Origin of the sequence: Streptomyces coffeae, from assembly GCF_016741875.1 — a bacterium.
Lineage (GTDB): Bacteria > Actinomycetota > Actinomycetes > Streptomycetales > Streptomycetaceae > Streptomyces > Streptomyces coffeae.
The window spans coordinates 313,898-339,516 of record NZ_JAERRF010000004.1 but is presented as its reverse complement, the minus strand read 5'-3'; the positions used below and the strand labels follow the sequence as shown (position 1 = coordinate 339,516).

General features: G+C 71.6%; 30 protein-coding genes and 2 pseudogenes. 14 read left to right on the top strand and 18 right to left on the bottom strand.

Translation table 11 applies throughout. The features are described from left to right. Window positions 1-128: 128 nt before the first annotated feature. The gene (locus tag JK363_RS08640) at window positions 129-1,118 is read right to left on the bottom strand and encodes an ROK family protein (protein ID WP_201873450.1); all 990 of its coding nucleotides are present in this window, start codon (window positions 1,116-1,118) and stop codon (window positions 129-131) included. A gap of 131 nt (window positions 1,119-1,249) precedes the next feature. Here JK363_RS08640 and JK363_RS08635 point away from each other — a divergent pair, with 131 nt between their 5' ends. Continuing rightward, on the top strand, window positions 1,250-2,314 hold the full coding sequence (locus tag JK363_RS08635; protein WP_201873448.1) for a LacI family DNA-binding transcriptional regulator: 1,065 nt from the start codon (window positions 1,250-1,252) through the stop codon (window positions 2,312-2,314). A 91-nt stretch (window positions 2,315-2,405) separates the two neighbouring features. Next, the gene (locus JK363_RS08630) at window positions 2,406-2,858 is read left to right on the top strand and encodes a hypothetical protein (RefSeq protein ID WP_201873446.1); all 453 of its coding nucleotides are present in this window, start codon (window positions 2,406-2,408) and stop codon (window positions 2,856-2,858) included. Between the two features lie 105 nt (window positions 2,859-2,963). Here JK363_RS08630 and JK363_RS08625 read toward each other — a convergent pair whose 3' ends face one another. After that, on the bottom strand, window positions 2,964-3,347 hold the full coding sequence (locus JK363_RS08625; protein ID WP_201873444.1) for an SHOCT domain-containing protein: 384 nt from the start codon (window positions 3,345-3,347) through the stop codon (window positions 2,964-2,966). 167 nt (window positions 3,348-3,514) lie between these two features. Between JK363_RS08625 and JK363_RS08620 the strand changes: the two genes are divergently transcribed. Beyond that, on the top strand, window positions 3,515-4,144 hold the full coding sequence (locus JK363_RS08620; RefSeq protein WP_201873442.1) for a GAP family protein: 630 nt from the start codon (window positions 3,515-3,517) through the stop codon (window positions 4,142-4,144). A gap of 33 nt (window positions 4,145-4,177) precedes the next feature. Here JK363_RS08620 and JK363_RS08615 read toward each other — a convergent pair whose 3' ends face one another. From JK363_RS08615 to JK363_RS42205, 6 genes are all read right to left on the bottom strand, one after another. Beyond that, window positions 4,178-5,500: a hypothetical protein gene (locus JK363_RS08615; RefSeq protein WP_236075625.1), complete on the bottom strand. Its 1,323-nt coding sequence runs from the start codon at window positions 5,498-5,500 to the stop codon at window positions 4,178-4,180. A 367-nt stretch (window positions 5,501-5,867) separates the two neighbouring features. Continuing rightward, complete coding sequence (locus JK363_RS08610) at window positions 5,868-7,157, bottom strand: DUF6986 family protein (RefSeq protein WP_201873409.1); 1,290 nt, start codon at window positions 7,155-7,157, stop codon at window positions 5,868-5,870. A 179-nt stretch (window positions 7,158-7,336) separates the two neighbouring features. Then, window positions 7,337-8,299, bottom strand: a complete 963-nt coding sequence (locus JK363_RS08605) for an electron transfer flavoprotein subunit alpha/FixB family protein (protein ID WP_201873407.1) — start codon at window positions 8,297-8,299, stop codon at window positions 7,337-7,339. Between the two features lie 54 nt (window positions 8,300-8,353). After that, a complete protein-coding gene (locus JK363_RS08600; protein ID WP_201873406.1) occupies window positions 8,354-9,139 on the bottom strand; it encodes an electron transfer flavoprotein subunit beta/FixA family protein in 786 nt (261 codons plus the stop codon). A gap of 202 nt (window positions 9,140-9,341) precedes the next feature. Further along, on the bottom strand, window positions 9,342-9,896 hold the full coding sequence (locus JK363_RS08595; RefSeq protein WP_201873404.1) for a flavin reductase family protein: 555 nt from the start codon (window positions 9,894-9,896) through the stop codon (window positions 9,342-9,344). Between the two features lie 196 nt (window positions 9,897-10,092). Then, window positions 10,093-10,569: a TlpA family protein disulfide reductase gene (locus tag JK363_RS42205; protein ID WP_201873402.1), complete on the bottom strand. Its 477-nt coding sequence runs from the start codon at window positions 10,567-10,569 to the stop codon at window positions 10,093-10,095. A 78-nt stretch (window positions 10,570-10,647) separates the two neighbouring features. Between JK363_RS42205 and JK363_RS08585 the strand changes: the two genes are divergently transcribed. After that, window positions 10,648-11,379 (top strand): lysophospholipid acyltransferase family protein, encoded by a 732-nt coding sequence (locus JK363_RS08585; RefSeq protein WP_201873399.1) that lies wholly within the window; start codon window positions 10,648-10,650, stop codon window positions 11,377-11,379. Between the two features lie 70 nt (window positions 11,380-11,449). Here the strand turns inward: JK363_RS08585 and JK363_RS08580 are convergent, their stop codons facing one another. The 3 genes from JK363_RS08580 to JK363_RS08570 are packed head-to-tail and all read right to left on the bottom strand — an operon-like array spanning window position 11,450 to window position 14,753. Further along, window positions 11,450-12,514 (bottom strand): threonine aldolase family protein, encoded by a 1,065-nt coding sequence (locus JK363_RS08580; protein WP_201873746.1) that lies wholly within the window; start codon window positions 12,512-12,514, stop codon window positions 11,450-11,452. Further along, window positions 12,511-13,296 (bottom strand): SDR family NAD(P)-dependent oxidoreductase, encoded by a 786-nt coding sequence (locus JK363_RS08575; RefSeq protein WP_201873397.1) that lies wholly within the window; start codon window positions 13,294-13,296, stop codon window positions 12,511-12,513. Before JK363_RS08575 ends, JK363_RS08580 begins: the two co-directional genes overlap by 4 nt. 59 nt (window positions 13,297-13,355) lie before the next feature. After that, window positions 13,356-14,753, bottom strand: coding sequence for a DUF6421 family protein (locus JK363_RS08570; RefSeq protein WP_201873395.1), 1,398 nt, complete (start codon window positions 14,751-14,753; stop codon window positions 13,356-13,358). Window positions 14,754-15,005: 252 nt separating this feature from the next. Here JK363_RS08570 and JK363_RS08565 point away from each other — a divergent pair, with 252 nt between their 5' ends. Then, window positions 15,006-15,689 (top strand): glycerophosphodiester phosphodiesterase, encoded by a 684-nt coding sequence (locus JK363_RS08565; protein ID WP_201873393.1) that lies wholly within the window; start codon window positions 15,006-15,008, stop codon window positions 15,687-15,689. Between the two features lie 52 nt (window positions 15,690-15,741). After that, the gene (locus JK363_RS08560; protein WP_201873391.1) at window positions 15,742-16,134 is read left to right on the top strand and encodes a VOC family protein; all 393 of its coding nucleotides are present in this window, start codon (window positions 15,742-15,744) and stop codon (window positions 16,132-16,134) included. Between the two features lie 80 nt (window positions 16,135-16,214). On the opposite strand, the gene JK363_RS08555 is transcribed toward JK363_RS08560, so the two are convergent. From JK363_RS08555 to JK363_RS08540, 4 genes are all read right to left on the bottom strand, one after another. Beyond that, a complete protein-coding gene (locus JK363_RS08555; RefSeq protein WP_201873388.1) occupies window positions 16,215-16,421 on the bottom strand; it encodes a hypothetical protein in 207 nt (68 codons plus the stop codon). A 54-nt stretch (window positions 16,422-16,475) separates the two neighbouring features. Beyond that, on the bottom strand, window positions 16,476-16,934 hold the full coding sequence (locus tag JK363_RS08550) for a glycine-rich domain-containing protein (RefSeq protein ID WP_236075624.1): 459 nt from the start codon (window positions 16,932-16,934) through the stop codon (window positions 16,476-16,478). A gap of 334 nt (window positions 16,935-17,268) precedes the next feature. Beyond that, window positions 17,269-17,478 carry a hypothetical protein gene (locus JK363_RS08545; RefSeq protein ID WP_201873386.1) on the bottom strand — a complete coding sequence of 70 codons (210 nt, stop codon included), beginning with the start codon at window positions 17,476-17,478 and terminating at the stop codon, window positions 17,269-17,271. Continuing rightward, a complete protein-coding gene (locus JK363_RS08540; protein WP_201873385.1) occupies window positions 17,471-17,848 on the bottom strand; it encodes a recombinase family protein in 378 nt (125 codons plus the stop codon). Before JK363_RS08540 ends, JK363_RS08545 begins: the two co-directional genes overlap by 8 nt. Before the next feature lie 147 nt (window positions 17,849-17,995). On the opposite strand from JK363_RS08540, the gene JK363_RS08535 reads away from it, so the two are divergent. Next, complete coding sequence (locus tag JK363_RS08535; protein WP_201873383.1) at window positions 17,996-19,177, top strand: helix-turn-helix domain-containing protein; 1,182 nt, start codon at window positions 17,996-17,998, stop codon at window positions 19,175-19,177. Window positions 19,178-19,484: 307 nt separating this feature from the next. On the opposite strand, the pseudogene JK363_RS42200 reads toward JK363_RS08535, so the two are convergent. Further along, a pseudogene (locus tag JK363_RS42200) lies at window positions 19,485-19,871 on the bottom strand (DUF2637 domain-containing protein); the annotation flags it as partial. 36 nt (window positions 19,872-19,907) lie between these two features. On the opposite strand from JK363_RS42200, the pseudogene JK363_RS42195 reads away from it, so the two are divergent. After that, a pseudogene (locus tag JK363_RS42195) lies at window positions 19,908-19,988 on the top strand (VOC family protein); the annotation flags it as partial. Between the two features lie 48 nt (window positions 19,989-20,036). Here JK363_RS42195 and JK363_RS08525 read toward each other — a convergent pair. Both JK363_RS08525 and JK363_RS08520 read right to left on the bottom strand, forming a co-directional pair. Then, window positions 20,037-20,456: a PPOX class F420-dependent oxidoreductase gene (locus JK363_RS08525; RefSeq protein ID WP_201873381.1), complete on the bottom strand. Its 420-nt coding sequence runs from the start codon at window positions 20,454-20,456 to the stop codon at window positions 20,037-20,039. 207 nt (window positions 20,457-20,663) lie between these two features. Further along, complete coding sequence (locus JK363_RS08520) at window positions 20,664-20,831, bottom strand: hypothetical protein (protein WP_201873379.1); 168 nt, start codon at window positions 20,829-20,831, stop codon at window positions 20,664-20,666. Window positions 20,832-20,955: 124 nt separating this feature from the next. On the opposite strand from JK363_RS08520, the gene JK363_RS08515 reads away from it, so the two are divergent. The 6 genes from JK363_RS08515 to JK363_RS08490 all read left to right on the top strand — a co-directional run bounded on the left by JK363_RS08515 (window position 20,956) and on the right by JK363_RS08490 (window position 25,613). Then, window positions 20,956-21,561 (top strand): DUF5134 domain-containing protein, encoded by a 606-nt coding sequence (locus JK363_RS08515; protein ID WP_201873377.1) that lies wholly within the window; start codon window positions 20,956-20,958, stop codon window positions 21,559-21,561. Between the two features lie 85 nt (window positions 21,562-21,646). Continuing rightward, a complete protein-coding gene (locus tag JK363_RS08510) occupies window positions 21,647-22,582 on the top strand; it encodes a M56 family metallopeptidase (protein WP_201873375.1) in 936 nt (311 codons plus the stop codon). Window positions 22,583-22,736: 154 nt separating this feature from the next. After that, on the top strand, window positions 22,737-23,402 hold the full coding sequence (locus JK363_RS08505; RefSeq protein ID WP_201873373.1) for a phosphatase PAP2 family protein: 666 nt from the start codon (window positions 22,737-22,739) through the stop codon (window positions 23,400-23,402). Window positions 23,403-23,578: 176 nt separating this feature from the next. Next, window positions 23,579-23,950, top strand: coding sequence for an ATP-binding protein (locus JK363_RS08500; RefSeq protein ID WP_201873370.1), 372 nt, complete (start codon window positions 23,579-23,581; stop codon window positions 23,948-23,950). Window positions 23,951-24,084: 134 nt separating this feature from the next. After that, the gene (locus JK363_RS08495; protein ID WP_307821648.1) at window positions 24,085-24,831 is read left to right on the top strand and encodes an HAD family hydrolase; all 747 of its coding nucleotides are present in this window, start codon (window positions 24,085-24,087) and stop codon (window positions 24,829-24,831) included. Between the two features lie 155 nt (window positions 24,832-24,986). Continuing rightward, the gene (locus tag JK363_RS08490) at window positions 24,987-25,613 is read left to right on the top strand and encodes a TetR/AcrR family transcriptional regulator (RefSeq protein WP_201873368.1); all 627 of its coding nucleotides are present in this window, start codon (window positions 24,987-24,989) and stop codon (window positions 25,611-25,613) included. Window positions 25,614-25,619 lie beyond the last annotated feature (6 nt).

The following is a 25,619-nucleotide window of genomic DNA, read 5'->3' as shown; positions in this document are numbered from 1 at the left end:
CCCCCACCGAGACGGGCTCCTTCCCGCCCCTGCCCCGCCTCAGCACACGGGCAGCCCGGGAAGGGGCCCGTCGTTCTCACCGCCCTTGGCGAAGGAGCAGTTCGCCCCCTGGCGCAAGGTGCCCGCCCTCACCGGGATTCCCGGAGGAGGCCCCGGCCTTCGGGCCGGGGAGCGCGGAACCGGTCCAGCCCCCGTTCCTGCGCCGCCACGGCGGCCGCGCCGACCAGTCCCGCGTCGGTGCCCATCTGCGCCGGGACCACCTCGAGCCGCTGGACGTACGACAGGGTCGCGTAGGAGCGCAGGGCGCGCCGCAGGGGCGCGAACAGCACCTCGCCCGCGCCCGCCACCCCGCCGCCGACCACCGCGATCTCGATCTCGACCAGTGCGGCGGTCGCGGCGATCCCGGCGGCCAGCGCCTGTGCCGCACGGGCGAACGAGCCCTGCGCGACCGGGTCCCCGGCCCGCGCGGCGACGGCGACGGCCTCGGCGGTGGTGTCCCCGTCCGGGCCCGGGCGCCAGCCGCCGTCCAGGGCCCGGCGGGCGATATTGGGGCCGCTGGCGATGCGCTCGACACAGCCGCGCGACCCGCAGGGGCACGGGTCCCCGTCGAGGTCCACGCTGATGTGGCCGATGTGTCCGGCGTTGCCGGTGGGGCCGGGGTGCACCCGGCCGCCCAGCACCAGTCCGCCCCCGACACCGGTGGACACCACCATGCACAGCGCGCCGGTCCGGCCGCGGGCCGCGCCCTGCCAGTGTTCGGCGGCGGTCATCGCCACCCCGTCGCCGACGAGGGTGACCGGCAGTTCGCCGGTGATCTCCCGGACCCCGGCGACCAGCGGGAAGTCACGCCAGCCGGGGATGTTGACCGGGCTGACGGTGCCCACGGAGGCGTCCACCGGGCCCGCGCTGCCGATCCCGACGGCGGCCACCCGTGCCCAGTCCTCGGTGGCCGTCATCTCCCGCAGGACCGCGGCGACCTCCCGCATCACCGTGGCGCCGTCCTCCCGCGCGGGGGTGGCGCGGCGGGCCCGTACGACCGGGGTGCCGTTTCCGTCCACCAGAGCGCCCGCGATCTTGGTCCCGCCGATGTCCAGTGCGGCGATGAGGTCACATGGCATGGATGTCGACTCTCCTGGTGGGCCCGGTGCAAGGGTGTGCGGGACCAGTCTTCCCTGCCGCTGACAACGTTGTCCAGAGGCTATGCTCGACACCCCTCCGCCACCACGACCAGCGACGGGACGAGCGCACCGTGACCGACACCGCCCCGGGCCCCGCCGGCCGCACCACTCCCCACCGCTACGGCACCCGGCCCACGATGAAGGACGTCGCCGCCCGCGCCGGCGTCGGGCTGAAAACCGTATCGCGCGTGGTCAACGGCGAACCGGGGGTCACCCCGGACACCGAGCGGCGGGTCCAGGAGGCCATCACCGCGCTCGGCTTCCGCCGCAACGACAGCGCCCGCATCCTGCGCAAGGGCCGTACCGCCAGCATCGGCCTGGTCCTGGAGGATCTGGCCGACCCCTTCTACGGTCCGCTCAGCCGCGCCGTGGAGGAGGTCGCCCGTGCCCATGGCGCGCTGCTGATCAACGGCTCCAGCGCCGAGGACCCGGAGCGGGAGCAGGAGTTGGTGCTCGCCCTGTGCGCCCGGCGGGTGGACGGTCTGGTGGTCATCCCGGCCGGGCACGACCACCGTTATCTGGCCCCGGAGATAGCGGCGGGGGTGGCCACGGTCTTCGTCGACCGCCCGGCGGGCCGCATCGACGCCGACGCCGTGGTCTCCGACAGCTTCGGCGGGGCGCGGGAGGCCGTCGCCCATCTGATCGCCCACGGCCACCGCAGGATCGGTTTCCTCGGCGACCAGCCGGGCATCCACACCGCCGCCGAGCGGCTGCGCGGCTATCGCGCCGCGATGGCCGAGGCCGGGCTGCCGGTCCATGACGCCTGGGTCTCGCTCGGCCCGACCGATCCGGCGCGGGTACGGGCGGCGGCCACCGCGGCGCTGGAGGGCGCGGAGCGGGTCACCGCGCTCTTCGCGGGCAACAACCGGGTGACGGTCACCGTCGTCCGGGTGCTCGCCGAACGGCCCGCGCCCGCGCCCCCGGTGGCTCTCGTCGGCTTCGACGACTTCGAGCTGGCCGATCTGCTCTCCCCCGCCGTCACCGTGGTCGCCCAGGACGCCGCCCAGCTCGGCCGTACCGCCGCCGATCTGCTCTTCCGCCGCCTGGACGGCGCGGGTGGCGAACCCCGCCGGGTCGTGCTGCCGACCCGGCTGATCCCCCGCGGCTCCGGCGAACTGCCCCCGTCCGTCTCCTGAACGGACCCGCCCCGGTTGCTCCGTGCGCCGACCGCCCGCAGGGTGGGGGCGGAGGACCGGGACCCCCGGCCGCCGGGACGAGGGAGACGTGATGAGCGGGCGCCCAACGCGGACGATCTGCGCGGTGAGCCTCATGGCCGTGCTGGCGCCGGCCGCCGTCGGCTGCTCGGACGAGGGTGGCACCCCGTCGTCCGCGGTGTCCCGGGCCTCCGCCGCCGTGGCGTCGGCGACCGCGTCGGCCAAGGCCGAACTGGACAAGATCAAGGGCGGGCACGAGGCCACCCGCGATGTGCGGGCGGGCCCGGTGTCGTTCAACGGCCAGGGGCGGGCCATGACCCGGCTGACCGTCACCAACTCGGGGAAGCAGACGGCCTCCTACGCGATCCTGGTCAACTTCCGCAACGCGGACAAGGACCTGGTCGACGCCGTGGTGGTGACCGTCCCCTCGGCCGCGCCGCGCACCCCCGTGAAGGCCGCCGCGCGCAGCCACCGCAAGCTCTCCGGAAAGATCACCGCACAGGTCGGCACCGCGGTGCGCTACTGAGCGCCGCGGCGCCGGTACCGATGTTCGGGGCGGCACCTTTCGAACCGCCCCTCGCTCCGGTGCTCCTCGTCGTCTCGTCCCCCGGCTCCTCGTCCGTTGCCCGGCTCAGGCGGCGAGCACCTTGGCCTTCGCCCGCTCGTACTCCTCGGCGGTGATGTCACCGTGGTCCTTCAGCTCCACCAGCCGTGACAACTCCTCCGCGCGGCCGGTTCCGGCGGTCGTGCGCACGAACTCCCGGAAGTCCTCCTCGGCCTTCTCCGCCCGCGCCATCTGGCGCTGTCCCATGCCCTTGCCACGGGCCATGAGATACACGAAGACACCGAGGAAGGGCAGGATGACCACGAAGACCGTCCAGCCGGCCTTGGCCCAGCCACTCAGCGAGTCATCACGGAAGACGTCGCCGAAGACGTGGAACAGCAGTATCAGCCACAGGACCCATAGGAAGATCCACATCGTGGTCCAGAACACATTCAGCAGTGGGTAGTCCATCGTCTGCCTCCCGTCGGACACGCCCGCCCGGGGGGACCCGAGGGCCCCACCCGGGCCCACATCTCCAGACTACGTCCGCGGACCGGACCGCCCCGGTCGGCGCAAGCCCGGATGCCGGACGGGCGCGGGTGCGTGGGAATGGGGAGTGGAGAGACGAAGGGCGGCCGATGGAGCTCCAGATCCTTCCGCTCGCCATCACCATGATGGCGGGTCCGCAGATCGTGGCCGATGTGATCCTCGTGACCACGCGGCGGCCGGTGCGTGTCTCGCTGGCGTTCCTGCTGGGCGTGGCGATCGCGACGACGGCCGGAGTCGCCCTCACCCGGGGGATCTTCGCGCTGCTGGGCAACGCGGTGTCCCCGGGCAGCCCCGAGCAGCCCGGGTCGGCCGCCACCGTGCTCCAACTGGTGCTGGTCGGGCTGCTGATGGCGGCCGCGGTGAAGAACTATGTGAAACGCGAGACCGTGGAGCCGCCGAAGTGGCTGGGCACGCTGATGGAGGCCGGTCCCGGCAAGGCGTTTGTCACCGGGCTCCTGATCATCCTCTGTATGCCGTCCGACATCGCGGTCATGCTGACCGTGGGCGCCTCGCTGGAGCAGCATGACGCGGGTCTGGTGGAGGCGCTGCCGTTCATCGGGCTCACCGTGCTGATCGCCGCGCTGCCGCTGCTGGTCTATCTGCTCTTCGGCAACCGGGCGCGGGAGGCCATGCCCCGGCTGCGGGAGTGGCTGAACAGTCACAGCTGGGTGGTCAATATCGCGGCCTGCCTGATCTTCATCGTGCTGATCCTCACCTGAGGCCCGGCCGGGACCTCATGGGGCCTCGGCGCCTCAGCCCTTGAGACGGCCGCGGCCGGCGCCGCCGGTGCGGCCGGTCGCGGCCAGCAGGGCGATCACCGCGAGCGCGGCCAGCAGGATCAGCACCAGGAACACCACGGTGAGCACGGTGGGGTGGTTCCCCAGGGCGAACACCCCGACCGGCACCAGCAGGGCCCCGATGGTCAGCCCCCGCCGGTGGTCCGCCGTCCAGGTCCCGGCCCGTCCGGTGCGCATCCCGTGGGCGGCGCCCCAGCGCGCGGCGGTGTCGGCGGCGTGCTCGGCGGTGCCCCGCACCGCGCGCGGCAGCCGTCCGGGCCCGGCGAGATACGCGCCGAGGGCGACCACGAGGCAGAGCACCAGGACGGTGACCACGGTGACCCGCAGGAAGTGCACCACGGTGTCGAAGATGGCCGAGGCGGCGGCCCGGGAGAGCACGCTCGGCGGTACATGGTCCAGGTAGTAGCGGCGGCCCACGACCAGGGCGAGCACCAGCAGGAGCGAGGCGGCCGCGGCGCCCAGGGCGGCGCGGGCCAGGGCGCGGCGGCGCCGGTGGGCGAGCAGTACGCCGGTGCCGCCGAGGGTGAAGGTCAGCAGCGGGAGCCAGTTCCCGGCCAGGTCGAGCAGCCGGGCCGAGCGTCTGATGGTGTCCAGCTGGTCGGAGTGGAAGAGGATCAGCTTCTGGTTGATGTCGGGGATGCCCGCGGCGGACGGGAACCCGGCGGACATCAGCTGGTGTCTGACCCGGTCCACGGCGGGGCCCACGTTGAGCACGACGGTGTCGCCCTCGACGCCGACCGGTCCGTGGCGCTTGCCGGTCAGGGCGTCCACGACGGCGGTATGGGCGGCCCGGTTGGCACCGGTCCACACCGCGGCGAACTGCTCGCTGTGCACGATGTGCGCGGCGACCTTCCGCACCGCCCGGTCGAGGGCGGAGTCCAGTTGCGGGGCCAGCCCCTCGACGGTGTCGGCGGCCTTCGGCGGAAGGCCCTGGGCGCGCATCCAGTCGGCGACGTCCTCGGTGAACTCCTGGCTGTTGCGGCGCATGTCGACGGCCTCGCCGACCCGCTGCACGGCGGTGTCCTGGATGGCCGGGTCGGTGGCGAGCGGGGCGACGGTCGCCACGAAGCGGTTGGTGTCCAGGACGTTGTCGTGGACCCATACGGTCAGCACCGACGCCGGGACGAGCAGACAGGCCAGCAGGATCAGCAGGGTCGAGAGGGTGCTTCTGACGAGCTGTCCGGGCCCCCGCGGCCACGCCCCGGCGCCGTCCCGCCCGGCCGGGGCGGACGGCTCCGGCGGGGGCGTACCCGGCGGGTCGTCATGGGCGCTCGCCATGCCACCATCTCCGGCCCTCCCCGGCGGTGCCGCATCCCGGGTGACACGTCCGGGTGAGCAGATGTGGCCGGGCGGGTCAGGCGTCCGGATGACGGGCGAACGGGGGTACGGGCGAGGGGTGGCCGGAGGTGTTCCGGGAGCCGCGCCGGGGTAGGGCCCGTCTTCACAGGGGCCGCCCTGCTCCCGACGCCTGGCACGGCGCCCCCAGCTACCGCTGGGAGGTGCCCCCGGCCGCGTTGTCGGAGTCGCCCGAGTACGCCCAGCACGAGGGCGATCCTCCGCCTTGCGATCTTCCCCCAGCTACCGCTGGGAGGTGCCCCCTGCACCAGACGCCGCTCGCGGCCGGACGCCCCTGTGAAGACGGACCCTAGCCCGCGGACGTCCCCGGGGCGCGACCGGCGAGCGCGTCGAGCTCGGCGCGGGCCAGTCCGGTCAGCCGCTCGACCTCGGCGGCGTCCAGCGCCCCGCAGTCCAGGCCGCGCAGCAGATGGCCGCTGAGCGCGCGGGCGGTGGCGGGTTCGTCCATCACGGCGCCGCCCGCGCGCCGTACATAGGCGGACAGCCGCTCCGCGGCGGCCTCCAGGCCCTCGCGGTAGAAGCCGTAGACGGCGGCGTAGCGGGTGGGGAGATGGCCGGGGTGCATGTCCCAGCCCTGGTAGTACGCACGGGCCAAGGAGCGCCGGACGAGGCGGTGGTGGAGCCGCCAGGCGTCGTGGACGCGCTCGGCAGGGCCGATGGGCAGGACGTTGGTCGAGCCGTCGGAGAGCCGGACGCCGGTGCCCGCGGCGGCCACCTGCATCACGGCCTTGGCGTGGTCGGCGACGGGGTGGTCCAGGGACTGGTGGGCGGGGCTGACCCCGCAGGCGGCGCTGTAGTCGAAGGTGCCGTAGTGCAGTCCGGTGGCGCGCCCCTGGGCGGCGTCGATCATCCGGGCGAGGGTGGCGCGGCCGTCGGGGCCGAGGACGGCCTGGGTGGTCTCGATCTGGATCTCGAAGCCGATCCGGCCCGGGGCCAGTCCGCGGGCCCGCTCGAACTCCTCGCACAGCCGCGCCATCGCGGTGACCTGCTCGGGATAGGTGACTTTGGGGAGGGTGAGCAGCAGGCCGTCGGGGAGTCCGGCGGAGTTCATCAGCCCGGTGAGGAAGATGTCCAGGGTGCGGATGCCTCGGTCGCGGACGGCGGCCTCCATGCACTTCATCCGGATACCGAGGTACGGCGGCGCGGTGCCGTCGGCGTGGGCGGCGGCGACCAGGGAGGCGGCGCGGGCGGCCGCCGCGTCCTCCTCGGCGTCGGGACGTGGGCCGTAGCCGTCCTCGAAGTCGATGCGCAGATCCTCGACCGGTTCGCGCTCCAGCTTGGCGCGCACCCGGCGGTGCACGGGCTCGGCGAGTTCACCGGGGAGACCGAGGACGGCGGCGAAGGAGGCGGCGTCGGGGGCGTGTTCGTCGAGGGCGGCCAGCGCCTGGTCGCCCCAGGAGCGGACGGTGTCGGCCGCGAAGGCGTCGGCGGGGACGTAAACGGTGTGGACGGGCTGGCGGGTGCCGGGGTCGCCGGGGTAGCGGCGGGCGAGTTCGGCGTCGACGGCGGCGAGCGAGGCCGCGATGCCCTCGCGTACCGCACCCGGAAGGCTGGTCTCCACCGTCTCGCGCCGGACCATTCCCGCACCTCCACGCCTCGACCGCACGGATCCACGCTTTCAACAATTCGTTGAATGAACGTATCCGGGCGGCAGGGGCGGGTCAACACCCGCGCCCGGCGGGCGGGAACGCGCGACGACAGCCGTGGGGCCCCGTACGCGGTGTGCGTACGGGGCCCCACGGGCGGGCTCGGCGGAGATCAGCCCTTGCGGGACTTGACCTCTTCGGTGAGCTGCGGGACGACCTCGAAGAGGTCGCCGACCACGCCGTAGTCGACCAGGTCGAAGATCGGGGCCTCGGCGTCCTTGTTGATGGCCACGATGGTCTTCGAGGTCTGCATACCGGCGCGGTGCTGGATCGCGCCGGAGATGCCCGCCGCGATGTACAGCTGCGGCGAGACCGACTTGCCGGTCTGGCCCACCTGGCTGGTGTGCGGGTACCAGCCCGCGTCCACCGCGGCGCGCGAGGCGCCCACGGCGGCGCCCAGCGAGTCGGCGAGCGCCTCGACGACGGGGAAGTTCTCCGCGCCGCCCACACCACGGCCGCCGGAGACCACGATCGCGGCCTCGGTCAGCTCCGGACGGCCGGTCGACTCGCGCGGGGTGCGAGAGACGACCTTGGTGCCGGTGGCCTGGTCACCGAAGGAAACGCTCAGCGGCTCCACGGTGCCCGCGGCCGGAGCGGCCTCCGGGGCGGCCGAGTTGGGCTTGACGGTGATGACCGGCGTGCCCTTGGAGACCCGGGACTTGGTGGTGAACGCGGCGGCGAAGACCGACTGGCTCGCCACCGGGCCCTCGTCACCCGCCTCCAGGTCGACGGCGTCGGTGATGATGCCGGAGCCGATGCGGAGCGCGAGCCGGGCGGCGATCTCCTTGCCCTCCGCGGAGGACGGCACCAGCACGGCGGCCGGGGAGACGGCCTGGTACGCCGCCTCCAGCGCATCCACCTTCGGGACCACCAGGTAGTCGGCGAACTCGGGCGCATCGGCGGTGAGGACCTTGACCGCGCCGTACTCGGCGGCGGTGGCGGCGGTGGCCTCGGCACCGGCGCCGAGGGCCACGGCCACCGGCTCGCCGATACGGCGGGCCAGGGTCAGCAGCTCCAGGGTGGGCTTGCGGACGGCACCGTCCACATGGTCGACATAGACGAGGACTTCAGCCATGGGAATCGCTCTCCTGCGAAATGCGAGATGTCGGGGGCGGTAGGACGGCGCGGCTCAGATGAACTTCTGGCCGGCCAGGAACTCGGCGAGCTGCTTACCGCCCTCGCCCTCGTCCTTGACGATCGTGCCCGCGGTGCGGGCCGGGCGCTCCGTGGCGGAGTCGACCGCGGTCCAGGCACCGTCCAGACCGACCTCGTCCCCGTCGATCTCCAGGTCGTCCAGGTCCCAGGAGGTCACCGGCTTCTTCTTGGCGGCCATGATGCCCTTGAAGGACGGGTAACGGGCCTCGCCCGACTGGTCGGTCACCGACACCACGGCCGGGAGCGACGCCTCGAGCTGCTCGGTGGCCGTGTCGCCGTCGCGGCGGCCCTTGACGGTGCCGTCCTCGACCGAGACCTCCGACAGCAGGGTGACCTGGGGAACGCCCAGGCGTTCGGCCAGCAGCGCCGGAAGGACACCCATGGAGCCGTCGGTGGACGCCATACCGCAGATCACCAGGTCGTAACCGGTCTTCTCGACGGCCTTGGCCAGCACCAGCGAGGTGCCCAGCACATCGGTGCCGTGCAGATCGTCGTCCTCGACGTGCACGGCCTTGTCCGCCCCCATGGACAGCGCCTTGCGCAGCGCGTCCTTGGCGTCCTCCGGACCCACGGTCAGCACCGTGATCTCCGCGTCGTCCGCCTCGTCGGCGATCTGGAGCGCCTGCTCGACCGCGTACTCATCCAGCTCCGAGAGCAGGCCGTCCACATCGTCGCGGTCGACAGTCAGGTCTTCGGCGAAGTGCCGGTCGCCGGTGGCGTCGGGCACGTACTTCACACAGACAACGATCCTCAAGCTCACGCCGGCTCTCCTACTGCATCGTCTCTTCCGGGCTGCCTTGTGCTGGCAGCATAGGCGCCTTCGGGGGCGGTATCCGTTCGGTTCCCGGTCGGGGCGGCCCCCTGCACCGAACGAAATATTACTCGCCAGTACACCCAGCTCGTTCCCGGTTCGCAAGCCGTATGAACTGTGACGTTGCCAACGGACGATCAGCGGGGACTTCTCAGTCCCGAAGTGCGTTGAAGCGACCCTGGTGGTACAGCAGCGGACGGCCCGCCCCCGCCGGATCCCCAGCGGTCACCTCGCCGATCACCACATGGTGGTCACCGGCGGGTATCCGGGCCGCCACCCGGCACACCAGCCACCCCAGCACCCCGTCCAGCAGCGGCACCCCCTCAGGCCCCGGGCGCCAGCCGGTGCCCGGCCCGAAACGGTCCGCACCGCTGCGGGCGAAGGTCTCGGCCAGCTCCCGCTGGTGCTCCCCCAGGATGTGCACCCCGACATGCCCGGCCTCGGCGATCACCGGCCAGCTCGAGGAGGCGGTGCCCACACCGAAGGAGAGCAGCGGGGGCTCGGCGGCCACGGAGGCGAGCGAGGTCGCGGTGAACCCCACGGGCTTCTCGCCGCACGCGGTGATCACGGCCACCCCGGCCGCATGCCGCCGGAAGACCGAGCGGAGCAGCGCGGAGGGGTCGGCGGCAGCGGAGAAGTCGGAGAAGGCGGAGGGGGGTTCGGACGCGGCGAGCCGGGGCGTGCCCAGTGCGGGCGTTGCCGTCATGGAGGTGCCCTTCTGCGGGAGAGTACGAGCGGGGGGAGCCGTTGATTCGTCGTCGCTCACCCGCCCGGACAGCGTGCGCCCGCGGTCCGCAGCAGATCCACGTGCACGGGTCCGTAGAGAAGGAGTCCAGGCCGCATGACGTTCACCCTGACGATGCCCGGAGCACACCGTCAAGTGCGGGCCGGGATGGGGGTCGTCACACCGCATCACCCAGCGCCGCGATGACATCGGCCCGGCGAGGCTGTCCGGAGGCGCGGCGGACGATCCGGCCGGAGGCGTCCAGCACCAGCACGGTGGGGGTCCGGACCACGTCCAGTGCCCGCACCAGCTCCAGATGCGCCTCGGCGTCGATCTCGAGGTGGACCACGCCGTCCACCATCGCGGCGACCTCGTCCAGCGTCCGCCGGGTGGCCCGGCAGGGCTGGCAGAAGGCGCTGGAGAACTGGACGAGCGTCGCCCGCCGCCCCAGCTCCCCGCCCAGCTCGGCGGCGCTCAGCCGCCCGCTCCGGTCCGCGTCGCGCACCCTGGCCGTCCTTCCTTCACCCGTTCTTCGGCCGCCCGTGGGCCGTCCCTCATACAGCGTTCCCGCAGCCACGAAGATTCCGGACGTGATGAGGATCTCCCGGCAGGGCCGTGCCGCGCGGTAGCCCCAGAACCCGACATCGGGCAGCATCTGGCAGAAGCCGCAAACCTACGGCCGCGTAACTCCGCCGGGAGAGCCCTCCCCGGAACATCGACGAAGGGTCCCTCTATGGCAGAGCTCGTCTACCCGCCGGTCGTCGGCGTCGCCCGCACGATGTTCAAGGCGCTGGATCTGCGCTTCGACATCAAGGGCACCGAGAATGTCCCGCAGCGGGGCGGCGCGGTTCTGGTCAGCAACCACATCGGCTATCTCGACTTCGTCTTCTGCGGGCTGACCGCCCTTCCGTCGAAGCGGCTGGTGCGGTTCATGGCGAAGGAGTCGGTCTTCCGGCACAAGGTGTCCGGACCGCTGATGCGCGCCATGAAGCACATCCCGGTGGACCGGGCGGCGGGTCTGGACGCGTACAAGCACGCCCTGAAGGCACTGCGCTCGGGCGAGATCATCGGGGTCTTCCCGGAGGCGACCATCTCGCGCTCGTTCACCCTGAAGAACTTCAAGTCCGGCGCGGCACGGCTGGCCCAGGAGGCGGGCGTTCCGCTGCTGCCGATGGCGCTGTGGGGCACCCAGCGGCTGTGGACCAAGGGCCACAAGCGGGCGCTGGGCCGCAACCACTTCCCGATCACCATGCGGGTCGGTGAGCCGATGGAGGCCGATCCCAGCGAGCCGTCGGACACCCTGACCGAGCGGCTGCGGGGCCGGGTCCAGGAGCTGCTGGAGGCGGCGCAGCGGGCGTATCCGGTGCGGCCGAAGGGCCCGGACGACACCTGGTGGGTCCCGGCCCACCTCGGCGGTACGGCGCCCACCCCGGCCGAGGCGCTGACCCTGGACCGCGGACGCTAGGCCCTCACCACGACGTATGAGGGGCGGGCCGCTTTCAGCGGCCCGCCCCTCATACGTCGATCGCCCGGCGCTATGCCTTGCCCATCTCTTCCTTCAGCGCCGCGACAAAGCCGTCGACGTCCTCCTCCGTGGTGTCGTAGGAGCACATCCAGCGCACATCGCCGACCGCCTCGTCCCAGAAGTAGAAGCGGTACCGCTTCTGGAGGCGCTCGCTCACATCGTGCGGCAGCCGGGCGAAGACCGCGTTGGCCTGGACCGGATAGAGGATCTTCACCCCGTCCACCTCGCGGACGCCGTCGGCCAGCCGTCGGGCCATGGCATTGGCCTGGCGGGCGTTGCGCAGCCACAGATCGCGTGCGAGCAGCGCCTCGAGCTGGACGGAGACGAACCGCATCTTGGAGGCGAGCTGCATGGACAGCTTGCGCAGATGCTTCATGGCGCGCCCGGCGTCCGGGTTGACCACCACGACGGCCTCGCCGAACAGCATGCCGTTCTTGGTGCCGCCGAACGACACGATGTCCACGCCCGCCACATTGGTGAACGACCGCATCGGCACATCCAGGGACGCGGCCGCGTTGGCTATCCGGGCCCCGTCCAGATGGACCTTCATCCCCCGCTCATGGGCGTGGTCGCAGATGGCCCGGATCTCGTCCACCGTGTAGACGGTGCCCAGCTCGGTGTTCTGGGCGATCGAAACGACCTGTGGCATCGCCCGGTGCTCGTCGTCCCAGCCCCACGCCTGGCGGTCGATGAGGTCGGGGGTGAGCTTGCCGTCCTCGGTGGGCACGGTGAGCAGCTTGAGCCCGCCGACGCGCTCGGGGGCGCCGCATTCGTCGACGTTGATATGCGCGGTCTCGGCGCAGATGACGGCGCCCCAGCGGTCGGTGAGGGCCTGGAGGGCGACGACATTGGAGCCGGTGCCGTTGAAGACCGGGAACGCCTGGGCGTCGGGGCCGAAGTGGCTGCGCATGACGAACTGGAGGTGCGCGGTGTAGTCGTCCTCGCCGTAGGCGACCTGGTGGCCTCCGTTGGCGAGGGCGAGCGCGGCGAGGATCTCCGGATGCGCCCCCGCGTAGTTGTCGCTGGCGAATCCGCGTATCTCGGGGTCGTGATGGCGACGGGCGTCGGTCCTCACGGCTTGGGGGTCAGCCACAGGCGGGTTCCGTTCACTTCCTGGGCGGGCCGGTCCCAGACCCCGGTGATGGCCTCGGCCAGCTCCTTGGCGTCCGTGAAGCCCGCGAACTTCGCGTTGGGGCGTTCCGCGCGCATGGCGTCGTGCACCAGCGCCTTGATCACCAGGATGACAGCGGCGGCCGACGGTCCGCCCTCGCCCCCCAGTTTGCGGAAGGAGTCGCCGAGCGCGAGCGTCCATGCCTCGGCGGCGGCCTTGGCTGCGGCGTACGCGGCGTTGCCCGCGGTGGGCTGGGACGCGCCCGCCGCGCTGATCAGCACATAGCGGCCCTTGCCGCTGCGCTGGAGGGCGTCGTGGAAGGCGAGCGAGGTGTGCTGGGCGGTGCGGATCAGCAGATTGTGCAGGGTGTCCCAGTCGGCGAGCGGGGCGTCGGCGAAGGTCTTGCTGCCGCGCCAGCCGCCGACCAGGTGCACCAGGCCGTCGACCCGGCCGAACTCCTTCTCGGTGCGGTCGGCCCACTCCCGGGTCGCCCCCAGGTCCAGCAGGTCCACGGTGTCGCCGGTGACGGTGGCGCCACCATGGGCGTAACGCGCGGCGTCCACCGCCTCGGCCAGCCGGGCCGGGTCGGCGTCGGAGGCCACGACGGTGGCTCCGGCCTCGGCGAGCCGGAGCAGGGTGGCGCGGCCCGCGGGGCCGGCCGCCCCCGCCACCGCCACGACCGCGCCCTCGAGCGGGCCCTTGCCGCCCGGCTCGTTGGGGGTCGGGCTCGACGTCGGTGTGGTCATGGTCGTTGCCTCCTCGGTCTTTCCTGCCGCGTGTCCGTCCGTCTGTCCGCCGACGGGGCTCACGCGGCCACCCGCACATCGGCGTCGGCCGTGATCCCCTTGGTGGAGGCAACCACGTCACGCAGCTTCTTGGCGAGGGCCTCGTAGAACATGCTCAGCGGAAACTCGTCGGGAAGCACGTCGTCGACGAGCTTGCGCGGCGGCTGGGTCAGGTCCAGGGCGTCGGGGCCCTTGGCCCATACCGAGCCGGGGTGCGGTGCCAGATAGGTGGACACCAGCTCGTACGCCTTGAACCAGTGGACCAGCTTGGGGCGGTCGATACCGTCGCGGTAGAGCTTCTCGATCTCGCCGCACAGCTGATTGGTGACCTGCGAGGCGCGGGACCAGTCGATGTGCAGGGTGTTGTCCGTCCAGCGTACGACGTCGTGCTGGTGGAGGTAGGCGAAGAGCAACTGGCCGCCGAGGCCGTCGTAGTTGCGGACGCGGTCGCCGGTGACCGGGAAGCGGAACATCCGGTCGAAGATCACGGCGTACTGGACGTCGCGGGCCTGGGCGACACCCTCGGCCTCCAGCTTCACGGCCTCCTTGAAGGCGGTGAGGTCACAGCGCAGCTCCTCCAGGCCGTACATCCAGAACGGCTGCCGCTGCTTGATCATGAAGGGGTCGAAGGGCAGGTCACCGTGGCTGTGGGTGCGGTCGTGGACCATGTCCCACAGGGCGAACGCCTCCTGGCAGCGGTGCTGGTCGGCCAGCATCTCCGCGATGTCCTCGGGGAGTTCGATGCCCAGGGCGCGGACGGCGGCCTCGCTGACCCGGCGGAAGCGGGCGGCCTCGCGGTCGCAGAAGATCCCGCCCCAGCTGAAGCGCTCGGGGGCCTCACGGACGGCGATGGTCTCCGGGAAGAGCACCGCGGAGTTGGTGTCGTACCCGGCGGTGAAGTCCTCGAAGGCGAGGCCGAGGTAGAGCGGGTTGTCATAGCGGGTGCGCTCCAGCTCGGCCAGCCAGTCCGGCCAGACCATGCGCAGTACGACGGCTTCCAGATTGCGGTTCGGATTGCCGTTCTGCGTGTACATGGGGAAGACGACCAGGTGCTGGCGGCCGTCGGTCCGCCCCTGGGCGGGCTGGAAGGCCAGCAGCGAGTCCAGGAAGTCGGGCACCTCGAAACCGCCGTCGGCCCAGCGGCGCAGATCGGCGACCAGCGCACGGTGGTACTCGGCGTTGTGCGGGAGCAGCGGGGCCAGCTCCTCGATCGCTTTGATCACCCGATCGGCGGCGGCCGCCGCGGTGGCCCGGGAGGGCGCGCCCTCGGCGTCGAAGTCGATCGAACCGTCCTTGGACTGCCACGGGCGAATCGTTTCGACAGCATCCTTCAGAGCCGGCCACGCCGGGTGCTCGACAACACGCTCCGCAGGCAGAACGCCACCGTCCGCTATGGCGGACGAAAGGATTTCCGTCATGACCTCTCCTTCGCCGAAGAAACTATCGTGATCCCACGGTATCCAGGGACGCTTGCTTCACTCAAGAGGTGTTACCGGAAATTGTCCTGCCTCACACCCGTGGTACCGCTGTTTTTCCTGCCCCATACGGGCCGGCCCATGCCCCGGCCGTGCTTCAGCCTTCCTGTCACGGTCGGCCGTTAGGCTGTGCGCCCGTCCGGGCAGCCCGCCGCCACCACCCCCGTCAGCGGCCGACAGAACAGCGAGACAGCCTTGTCTTTTCTCACCATCGGACACCGTGGAGTGATGGGCGTCGAGCCGGAGAACACCCTGCGCTCGTTCGTTCGCGCCGAGCACGAGGGTCTGGACGTCATCGAGCTGGACCTGCACCTCAGCAAGGACGGCGCGCTGGTGGTGATGCACGACGCCGAGGTGGACCGGACGACCGACGGCACCGGGCCGATCAGCGACCGCACCCTCGCCGAGCTGCGCGAGCTGGACGCCGGGGAGGGCGAGCGGATCCCGGTCTTCGAGGAGGTCGTGGACGCGGTGCGGGCCCCCCTCCAGGCCGAGATCAAGGACGTGGCGGCCGCGCGGGCGCTGGCGGAGGTCATGACCCGGCGCAATCTGCTGGACCGGGTGGACGTCATCTCCTTCCACGACGAGGCCCTCGCCGAGATCCGCACCCTGCTGCCGGAGGTGCGCACCGCGCTGGTCGCCAGCCGCTACGGCCTGGACGTGATCGACCGGGCGCGGACGGTGAGCGCCGGGATGCTGGTGCTCAACATCCGCAGGCTGACCCTGGAGCTGGTGGAGCGGGCCCATGCCGCCGACCTCAAGGTCATCGGCTGGACGGTGAACACCCCCGACCATCTGAAGCTGGCCCGCGGCCTCGGCCTGGACGGCGGCACCACCGACTTCCCGGAGATCCGGCGGGCGGCGCGCTACACGGCGTGAAACGCGCCGCGGGCCCGCGGAACCGCCGCATCGGATGCGTAGGGTCGCGGACATGGTGCACGTACTGAGCAGCCGCACACTGCTGCGGCCGACGGACCCCGAGCGCTCCCGGGCGTTCTACGGCGAGGCGCTCGGGCTCGCGGTCTACCGCGAGTTCGGGACCGGCCCCGAGCGCGGCACGGTCTACTTCCTGGGCGGCGGCTTCCTCGAGCTCTCCGGCCGCTCCGACACCCCGCCCGCGCCGGGCCTTCAGCTGTGGCTCCAGGTCGCGGACGCGGCGGCGGCGTACGAGGAGCTGGCCGCGCGGGACGTGGAGGTGCTGCGCCCGCCGGTCCAGGAGCCGTGGGGGCTGGTCGAGATGTGGATCGCGGACCCGGACGGACTCAAAATCGTTATCGTCGAGGTGCCAGAGGATCATCCGATTCGCTACCGGCCAGGGGTCTAGCAGCGGACACAGCAAAGCCCCGCCCGGCGCCACGGGGGGGACAGCGCACGGACGGGGCCGTTGTTGGGTTGCTCACTGATCTACGGGACGATGCCCTTGCCTCCGCAGCTGTTGCACGGCACGGCGTACGCAACGCCCCCGTGGACAACGACTGTCGCCACCATCCGCGGGCCGCGCTTCCGGGTGCAGCCGCAGGCGCTCTTGCGCTGCGGATCCGACGCCCGCTGTAGCTTGTCGACGAGCGCCACCAGCCCCGCTCGCTTTGGGTCTACCCACTGTATCGACATGACCACCTCCCGTGATGATGGTAGCTACGGCCGGAACTGCCCGTCAGGTCTTCCTCAGTTCGGCCCGCTCGGACCGTCCCCGTCCGGATCCCCGGTGCAGGTGCCTTCCGGGTCTGCGGGACGGTGCTGACAGCTCGCAGCAACGGGGACGGACGTGTCGGACGGCGCAAGCCATAGAGCGTCGTCGATGGTGTACCCCGCCGCGATGATCCGTTGCTGCGTCTTCGTCAGTGACTCGGGGTCGCGGTTGTCGGGGTCCGGGCGCTCCGGCGTGTGATGGACGAATCGGCCGACCTTCTTACACAGACGCTGGTAGACGCGGGTGTTCAGGATCAGCGCGTGCCACCCCTCGTCGACGACCCTGGAGGGCGCGAGCGGTTCCGGAGCGTTCGCGACGGCCGCCACGAACTTCGTAGCCTCGTCGACGATGCGGCCGGCCAGATCGGCCCCCATGTCGGGGTTGTTGGTCATGACCGTGTCTGCGACGACTGCGCGATCCTCGGCGGACAGCAACAGAGCTGTACCGTTACTCATGCGCGTACCTCTTCTCAGTTGGTGGTGCGCCGCCCTCGTCCCGGTTGCTGGCCTCCAAGCGTGCGACCGGGATGAGGTCATTGGACTTGCCGGACGGAGCCCCGGCGGAGTGTGACGTCCGTGCCGGGGCCCCGCCGTCCGCACGCCGGACGGGGATTCAGGCGTCCAGCGAGCGGAGCTTTGGGGAGGTGGTGGCCCGCAGGCAGGGCGGGAGAGCGGACCACCACCTACGGCCCGGGTGGGAGTACGCGTGACGCGACCGGGCCGGTCCTGTCTGCCGTGACGCCCCCATGACGCCGACAGACAGGGGCTTCTACTCGGGGTGCTGCGCGGGGCCGTCCGTGAGGCGGTCGAGCTGCCGCTGACGGCTCTCGGCGACCATTACAAGATCGTCTAGAGCGCGCTGCATGGTGACGGTGGCCGCCTTGATGTCACCGAACGAGCTGAAGGGGTCGGCTAGCAGCATGGATACCGTCCGGCTGGTCAGCCGCGCTTCGTCCTCGTACGTCAGATCGTCAGACATGACGCACCGCCGACGAAAAGTCGTCCTCCGACATCCCGTCGACCACCGAGACGCATACTCCGTCGATCTTGCTCACCATCTGGCGCAGCTCCGCGCGTACCATGTCGTCCCTGGCGATCCGGTCCCAGCTCGCGACCAGGCATACAGGCTGCGCACCCTGCGCCTCGTGCTCCATCGCGGCCAGCATGCCGACCCACGCGCGGCGACGAGGACTCACGGCGTTTTCTCCGCGGTCCACCCACTGACCGGCCACCTGCCAGCCCAATTCCGCGGCGTACGCGCGACAGATGGTGATGCGCGGGTCCGCATTGTCCGCGCTGGTGATCTCTCGGTCGTAGATGTATGCGATTGCGCGCTTACCGTCGTCCACCGTCCCGCTCCTCGGTCATCCTGGTTGCCGTCTGTGTTCAGGTAACTACGCGAGGACTGTGATCAGTTCACACAAAAGTTGCACAACGGGCCGCCAGATCTCCCTGGAGGGGCGGACGAACGGGAGTTCACGTGGGAGCCTGGAGGCATGCACAGCACACCGTCAGCGGGTGAGAACATCGGGGTTCTGCGCAAGGTGCGCGGGATCAATCAGGCAGCTCTGGCACGGAGAATGGGTATCTCACTCTCCTACTTGAGCAAGATCGAGACAGGTCTTAGGCCAGCCACTCCCCCGCTCGTGGCGTCGGCGGCTGCGGCACTGAGCGTGACGACGGCGAGAATCTATGGAGACCCCTTCGCCGAACCATCCACACAGCACGAGCTGTTGAACGGACTACGCACAGTCGTCCGACGACACACCCTTCCGCGGGAAGATGTACCGCCCCCTGACGAGCTCACGGCGTCGCTCCGGAAGGCCGCTCAACTGCGCGCGGACACGGATTATCTCGGGCTGCTCCGACTCCTCCCCCCGCTTCTCGGTCAGTCGACAGCAGCCGCCATGGAGTCAGACGGGGACGCCACTGCATGGAGCCACGTCGCTGACGTCTATAGCTGCGCGTACGCCGTAGCACACCGATTCCGCCAGCCCGACTTGGCCGACATGATCGTCAGTCGTCAGACGTGGGCGGCTCAGCAGACGTGGAACCCGTCGGCCGAAGCTGCCGCAGCGTGGAATGAAGCCGGGACTTACCAGTCAGCCGGTGAATACGCCGACGGCATGGCGATCATTGAACGTGCGATCACGCGCTATGAGTCGGCGCCCGGAGACGGGCTGGAGCACGTCGTCCACCTCGGCTCTCTCCACCTGCGCGGCGTTGTCCTTGCCTCCCGACACAAGGATGAGAACGCAACTGCGGATCATGTGCGGAGGGCGCGAGCACTCGCCGAGCACATCAACGGGCCCGACATACTTCAGCACAACCTCACATTCGGGCCGGGCAACACGGAGCTGTATGCCCTTGCGGCTCAGATCGAGCTCAACGCGCCGGACAAGGCGGCCGAAGTGGCGGCTCCGCTACTGAAGAACCCTCCCGCTGGTCTCAAACCGTCGCGCGTCGGACGGCTGGCCATTGACACCGCCCGTGCCCGACTGGCGACGAAGGACCTTGTTGGAGCGGAAGAGGCGCTGAAGTATGCGTACCAGGTGGCTCCGCAGATGGCGGAGATCCACCCGATGGCGCGGGAGGTGCTGCGGGTGCTATGGACCATGCACCAGCGCAGCCGACCGGATCTGCTGGCCATGGCGAAGCGGTCCGGACTGACGGATTGATACGAAACGCAACAGCCCCCGCCGGAATCCCGACGGGGGCTGCGGTGTTGCGGTCATGAGGTCTGGCGGTCGCCAACGGGCCGGCGCTGGTCCATCAGTTCTCCTCACGCGCCGACGAGTCGACGGCTTTGATAAGTCTTGCACTCGGCCAAGTCCACGCGGACCGTGGTCGATGTCGGCCCCGGATGCCTTCGGACGTGCCCGTTGAACGCCCACCCGCGGACGGTCCCCTCCGCGACGCCCAGCGCCTCAGCAGCGTCCGCGTATGACACCAGAACGGTCCCGTGAGGCTTTTCCGCGCGCTCCTCCGCTCTTCCTCCACCGGAGGCGCGGGAGGCTCTGAGGCAGCCGCCTGTGGCATCTCCGCGGGTGCTTCACACTCCTCCCCCGACGTCGGCCGCGAGTGGACGAGCAGCGTGCCCCCGAGGAACGCCACCGCCGGCCATCCCGCGACGATGACACGGAGGGAGTTCGGCGGTTCGGTCAGGTCCATCACGCCCGACGTCATGATGTTGGCGCTGAGGCTCGCAGCCATCGCGACGAGGAACCACAGCCAGGCGTTGCCGTCGCGCCGCACCGTCCGCATCCCTCGCCATGCCGCGACGAGCAGCAAGTCCACCGACACCGGGTACGCCCACGCCTTCCATCCGGTCTGGCCCGCGGCTTCTGCGATGTCGTGAATGTGGGCGTAGGACTGTCATAGCCTGAGTGTGCGCTAATAACAGAGTCATTGTGGTCTGGAGACCCGGACGGCGTGCGGATCACGGTCGTGGAGGTCCCGGAGGACCATCCGCTGCGCTACCGGCCCTGACACCGGCAGGGGTGGGCCCGTGCCCGCGACAGGGCGTACGGGTACGGGTCAGCCGGGCTGGCCGCTGTCCTTCATCTCACCCCAGCCGTGCCAGCGGTCGATCCCGATCCAGGCGCTGACCCGGGCCCGGTCCCGCTGCGGGTAGTCCTGGCCGATGTAGTGCCGGGCCAGCCGGTCGATATCGGCCAGGTCCGTGTCCTCACGCAGTTCGACAACGCGCCCGATGACGCTGATGTGGGTGTACCAGTTGTGCTCGTCCAGCACGGTGAGGGTCACCCGTGGGTCGTCGCGGATGTGCTGGAGCCGCTTGCGCCCCTCGTCCATGTTGACCAGGATCCGGCCGTCGTCCCATAGGTACCAGGTAGCCGTGGACACCGGCTGGCCGTCGGGCCGCAGCGTGGCGATGACGGCGCTGTTGGCCTTCTTCAGCATGGCGACGGCGGCCTCGGGAAGCGGGGGGTTCGACACGGGCTCTCCTTCGGTGATCCATGGGCAGCGTGTTCACCGTGCCACACCCCGGCGCCGCCGGAACTCCGCGAGCCAGCCCCGGATCTGCGCGTCGTCATGGAGCGGGCAGCCGTCCGGCCCGGGAAGGTCGACCCCGTACAGCAGCTCCAGCGCCCAGCGGCTCGGCTCGTCCAGGGCGAGCGTGTCATCGGTGAGCCACTGGGCGGCTCACCGGTCGGCGGCGTCCCGGCTCAGCCGCCCCTCGACCAGGGCGATGAGACGGGCCTCGATCTCGTCGTGGATGTCGTGGATGTCGTGGTTGTCGTGGTTGTCGGGGACGGGGTGGACGTCGTGGTCGGGGTGGACGGGGTGGCTCACCCGGCGGTTCCTCTCCATCCGCCGCACCGTAGCGCGTGGCCCGGATGCCCTCGGTGCGCTCCCCCACTGCGCCTGTGCGCTCCCGTAGTCCGGAGCGGGCCGGGGAATCCTGCCGGTACACATCCGTCCCGGGAGGTGTGCTGTGCACGGACCGCCGCTCGCCGGCTGGCTGTTGGTGGTGCTGTGCGCGGCCAGCGGTGCGTACTGCCTGGTGCGGATGCGGGGCGAGCCACCGGGCGCGGGGCGGCGGGGTGCGGGGGCCGAGGCGCTGATGGGCTGGGGGATGGCGGTGATGGCGGTGCCGTCCGCCGTGCTGGATCCGCGGCCCTGGGGGCCGCCCGCCTTCGCGGTGGTCTTCGGTGTCGCGGCGGCGCGGGCGCTGCTGGCGGTGCGCGGGGGCGCGGGGTGGTCCGGACACCATCTGCACCACGCCATAGGGGCGTTGGCGATGGTCTATACGGCGCTCGTCATGGCACCGGGCACCACCGGCGGCCATGACCACGCCGGTGCCATGGCGCAGGGGCGGATGGCCGCGGGCGTACCACTGCTCACCGGGGCGCTGCTCGCCTACTTCGCCGTCTATGTGGTGCGCTGCGGGCTGCGGCTGGTGCCACTCACGGACAGCGGCGCGGACGGCGGCGCACACCGCGGCACCCGCCCCGTCGCCTGGTCGCGGCGGCCCGAGCTGGGCCATGCGTGCAGGCTCTCGATGGCGATCGGGATGTTCGCCATGCTCCTCACGCTCTGAACCATGCGCGGACGCGCCGTGGTGTGCGTCACTTCGCCCGCGGGACCGTACCCCGGCCCGACTCCGCGCCCATAGGGTGACGGCCATGATGGTCCCGCTCGTACTGATGGGCCTGGGCGCACTGGCGGCGGCAATGGCGCCACGCCTGTTGTCCCGCTCCGACTGGGTCGACCGCGAACCTGTACTCGCCCTCTGGGTGTGGCAGTGCGTCGTCGTCGCCGTGCTGCTGTGCTGTGCGCTCACCATGGCGCTCACCGCCGCGGCCGCCTCGGGGGCCGTACGCGGGAATGTCTTCGCGGCCGCGCCCCACGGCGTGGTGGAGGCGTACGCGCTCAGCGGCTACGGGCCGTGGGCCGCGCCGGTGGCCCTCGCGCTCGCCTCCGGGGCGGTGTGGAGCGCGGTGATGCTCACCCGCGAGATCGGCCGCGGCCGTGCCTCGCGCAAGCGGCACCGGGCCGAACTCCTCGTCCGCTCCCCGGCGTTGCCCGGCGAGGAGCCCTCCGGGGACCGTCTTGTCGTACTCGAGAGCGACCGGCCCGACGCCTGGCTGCTGCCGGGCGCCACTCCCCGACTCGTCATCACCACCGCCGCGCTGCGCCGCCTCAAAGGCCGTCGGCTCGATGCCGTCATCGCCCATGAGCAGGGCCACGCGCGCGCCCGGCACCACTGGCTCCAGCACTGCTCGGGAGCGCTGGCCGGCGGCTTCCCGCAGGTGCCGGTCTTCGCGGCGTTCCGTGACGAGGTGCACCGGCTGGTGGAGCTGGCCGCCGACGACTCCGCCTCGCGCCGCTTCGGGCGGACCACCACCGCGCTGGCGCTGGTCGAACTCAACGAGGACCGCGGGGTGTTCGGCCCCTGCCCCAGCGGTCTCGCCCAGGTGCCGCAGCGGGTGGACCGGCTGCTGGCGCCCGCCTCGCGCATGGCGGTGGGGCGCCGCTGGCGGCTGACGGCCGCGGCGGTGCTCGTCCCGGTCGTACCGCTGCTGGTGACGCTGGTGCCGGCGCTGCGGGTGCTGGGCTGAGGCTGCGGGTGCTGGGCTGAGGCTGCGGGTGCTGGGCTGAGGCTGCGGGTGCTGGGCTGAGGGAGCCCGCCCGCCCCGTCGTGCTCCCCCGTCGCGGCCCGCCTGCCACCACCCTCCTGGCACCCGGCCCGGCCCGTCGGCGATCATCGGGGGCATGCAGCCGCCGTTCCGCCACCCCGGTCGCACCTCGGCCGTGCTCCTCGCGCTCTTCCTGCTCCTGCTCGCGCCGGTGGCCGCCTCCTGGGGGCCGCTGGACCGCGCCGACCGGGACATCGTGGTGTCCCTGCACCACTCCGCCGTGACGCACCACGGCTGGACCGAGACCGCCCGGGTGCTGTCGGACTGGGTCTGGGACCCCTGGACGATGCGTGCGCTGCTGGCGCTGGTGGTGGGGTGGTTACTGTGGCGCCGGGAGTGGCGGCTCGCCGTATGGGTCGCGGCCACGGCGGCGCTGGGCACCCTGCTCCAGCAGGGGATCAAGGCGGCGGTCGGCCGGGAGCGTCCGCACTGGCCCGATCCGGTGGACTCCGCGCACTACGCCGCCTTCCCGTCCGGCCACGCGCTCACCGCTGCCGTCGCCTGCGGTCTGGTGCTGTGGGTGATGACGCTGCACGGAGCGCGGGACCAGTGGCTGCGGCTCATGGCCGTGGCCGGTGCGGTGTCGGTGTCCGGCGTGGGCTTCACGCGGCTGTATCTCGGGGTGCATTGGCCCAGCGATGTGCTGGGCGGCTGGCTGCTGGGGGCCGCGCTGGTGTACGCCGCGGCCGCCGCGTATCCGTACACGGTGCGCGGCGGCAAGCCTGGAGAAGACGGACGGTGACCGGGGAGGCCGGAGGCCGGTCCCTCGTCCGCCCGTATTCTTGACGGGCCCCGCGTCGGCCACTGCTCCACCACCTGCTGCGCACCGCCGGTCCCCAGCAGGTGGTGCTGGACTCGGCGCCCAGCGATGTGGCGCACGTTGTACGAGCAAGTTGTACGAGCAGGGCAGGAGGCACGATGCTGACGCTGCGATCCGACGAGGCGTCCCTTGCCGATGCCCGGGATCTCGTCGGCGCGTTCCTCGCCGAACACTGCCCGGCCGTGGACGCGTCGGCGGTGAAGACCGTCATCAGTGAGCTGATCACCAACGCGATCCGGCACACCTCCGGCTCCTGGTCGCTGACCGCGACGCTGGCCGACGGCGTCTTCGTCGTCGGCGTCCACGACAGCAGCAGCAGTCCGCCCGTTCCGCGTCCCGGTGTGCCGGACGGCAGCGGCGGCTGGGGGATGCACATCATCAGCCGTCTGGCCCGGCGGATGGAGGTCACGCTCACCGCGCAGGGCAAGACCGTCACCGTCCAGTGGCCGGTCACCGGCGACCGCATCTGAACCGGGGTCCGCCGCACTGGCCGTTCACACCGACGCGCAACTCCGTTTCCCCATGGCATAGTTGATCAAGGAGTGGCTGTACCAGATACCACTCGCGGTCTCCCGCTGGGCGATAACGGTGAAGGGTGAGACATGTGGTGGAACCGCTGAGCGCCGACGGGCGGGGTGGGCCGCTCGGAGGTGTGCTGTTCGACTTCTCCGGGACGCTGTTCCGGATCGAGTCCGCCGAGTCCTGGCTGCGGGCGGCGCTGGAGGAGACCGGGACGGCCCTGCCCGAGGAGGAGTTGGCGCGGCACGCGCGCGATCTGGAGGAGGCCGGTGCGCTCCCGGGCGGTGCGCCGCCGGTCGCGGTCCCGCCGGAGCTGGCGGAGGCATGGAGCGCCCGGGACCGTACCGCCGAGTCGCACCGGGCCGCCTTCACGGGGCTGGCCCGCCACGTGCCGCTCCCCCACCCCGAGTTGTACGACGCCCTGTACGCGCGCCACAGGCAGCCCGCCGCCTGGCGGCCGTACCCCGATGCCGCCGAGGTCCTCGGTGAGCTGCGGCGGCGCGGGATACGGATCGCGGTGGTCAGCAACATCGGCTGGGATCTGCGCCCGGTCTTCCGGGCCCACGGTCTGGATCCGCTGGTGGACGCGTATGTGCTCTCGTACGAGCACGGGACGCAGAAGCCCGACCCCCGCCTGTTCCGGGCGGCCTGCGACGCGCTGTCGCTGGCCCCGCACGAGGCCCTGATGGTGGGCGACGACCGGCGCGCCGACGGCGGTGCGGCGACCGTGGGGTGCCGGGTGCATCTGGTCGACCATCTGCCGGTGGACCGGCGGCCGGACGCTCTGCGCGCGGTCCTGGAGCTCTTCCCGGACCGCACCACACCCCCCTGAGCAGCGCATCGTGCCGTGGTGCGAAGCCGTCGGTTCGGACGATCCCCCGCGTCGCCCGAACCGACGGAGGCAACAAGCCATCCTCCGGTGATCGCCGGACAGCCGGATGCCGCTCTGAGTATATTGGCTCCGAGCCAGCCAACGCAGGAGTAAGCATGTCCCCCCGCAGCGCATCGGTCAATGAGGAGTTGCGCCGCCGTTCCCAGGCCCGTCTGCTGGAGGCGACGGTCGAGCTGGTCGGCGAGCGCGGGTACGAGGCGACGACGCTCGGCGACATCGCCGACCGGGCCGGGGCGGCCCGGGGGCTGGTGTCGTACTACTTCCCGGGCAAGCGGCAGCTGTTCCAGACCGCCGTCCACCGGCTGATGCACACCGAACTGGCCAGGGCGCTGGAGCGCGAGCCGGTCCCGGAGGGCGAGGGGTCCGGCCGGGAGCTGCTGGCACGGGCGATCGACGCGATCCTGGGGCTGGCCCGGGACCGGCCACGGCTGATGCGGACGCATATGGCGGGAATCCTCGCGGCCGAAGGGTTCATTCAGTGCGCCGAACAGCAGCGGCTGGCGGGGCTGTTGCGGGAGGTGGTGGTCCGCTACGGCTCCGAGGACCCCGACGAGGACTACCGGCTGCTGCGGGCGCTGCTGATGGGCGCGGTGGTGGCGGTGCTGCTGCCGGGGGCGCCGATGGCTCCGGGGCGGCTGCGGGCGGAGCTGTTCCACCGCTACGGACTGGACTGGGAGCTCGGTGACCCGCCGGGCGAGGAGCCGCCCGGCGGGCAGATCTGACCTCCG

Coding starts and splice junctions, on each gene's coding strand:
- JK363_RS08640 (WP_201873450.1), bottom strand. CDS start 1,118: ATGCCATGTGACCTCATCGCCGCACTGGACATCGGCGGGACCAAGATC.
- JK363_RS08630 (WP_201873446.1), top strand. CDS start 2,406: ATGAGCGGGCGCCCAACGCGGACGATCTGCGCGGTGAGCCTCATGGCC.
- JK363_RS08625 (WP_201873444.1), bottom strand. CDS start 3,347: ATGGACTACCCACTGCTGAATGTGTTCTGGACCACGATGTGGATCTTC.
- JK363_RS08620 (WP_201873442.1), top strand. CDS start 3,515: ATGGAGCTCCAGATCCTTCCGCTCGCCATCACCATGATGGCGGGTCCG.
- JK363_RS08615 (WP_236075625.1), bottom strand. CDS start 5,500: ATGGCGAGCGCCCATGACGACCCGCCGGGTACGCCCCCGCCGGAGCCG.
- JK363_RS08610 (WP_201873409.1), bottom strand. CDS start 7,157: ATGGTCCGGCGCGAGACGGTGGAGACCAGCCTTCCGGGTGCGGTACGC.
- JK363_RS08605 (WP_201873407.1), bottom strand. CDS start 8,299: ATGGCTGAAGTCCTCGTCTATGTCGACCATGTGGACGGTGCCGTCCGC.
- JK363_RS08595 (WP_201873404.1), bottom strand. CDS start 9,896: ATGACGGCAACGCCCGCACTGGGCACGCCCCGGCTCGCCGCGTCCGAA.
- JK363_RS42205 (WP_201873402.1), bottom strand. CDS start 10,569: ATGCTGCCCGATGTCGGGTTCTGGGGCTACCGCGCGGCACGGCCCTGC.
- JK363_RS08585 (WP_201873399.1), top strand. CDS start 10,648: ATGGCAGAGCTCGTCTACCCGCCGGTCGTCGGCGTCGCCCGCACGATG.
- JK363_RS08575 (WP_201873397.1), bottom strand. CDS start 13,296: ATGACCACACCGACGTCGAGCCCGACCCCCAACGAGCCGGGCGGCAAG.
- JK363_RS08570 (WP_201873395.1), bottom strand. CDS start 14,753: ATGACGGAAATCCTTTCGTCCGCCATAGCGGACGGTGGCGTTCTGCCT.
- JK363_RS08560 (WP_201873391.1), top strand. CDS start 15,742: ATGGTGCACGTACTGAGCAGCCGCACACTGCTGCGGCCGACGGACCCC.
- JK363_RS08555 (WP_201873388.1), bottom strand. CDS start 16,421: ATGTCGATACAGTGGGTAGACCCAAAGCGAGCGGGGCTGGTGGCGCTC.
- JK363_RS08545 (WP_201873386.1), bottom strand. CDS start 17,478: ATGTCTGACGATCTGACGTACGAGGACGAAGCGCGGCTGACCAGCCGG.
- JK363_RS08535 (WP_201873383.1), top strand. CDS start 17,996: ATGCACAGCACACCGTCAGCGGGTGAGAACATCGGGGTTCTGCGCAAG.
- JK363_RS08520 (WP_201873379.1), bottom strand. CDS start 20,831: ATGGAGAGGAACCGCCGGGTGAGCCACCCCGTCCACCCCGACCACGAC.
- JK363_RS08510 (WP_201873375.1), top strand. CDS start 21,647: ATGATGGTCCCGCTCGTACTGATGGGCCTGGGCGCACTGGCGGCGGCA.
- JK363_RS08505 (WP_201873373.1), top strand. CDS start 22,737: ATGCAGCCGCCGTTCCGCCACCCCGGTCGCACCTCGGCCGTGCTCCTC.
- JK363_RS08500 (WP_201873370.1), top strand. CDS start 23,579: ATGCTGACGCTGCGATCCGACGAGGCGTCCCTTGCCGATGCCCGGGAT.
- JK363_RS08490 (WP_201873368.1), top strand. CDS start 24,987: ATGTCCCCCCGCAGCGCATCGGTCAATGAGGAGTTGCGCCGCCGTTCC.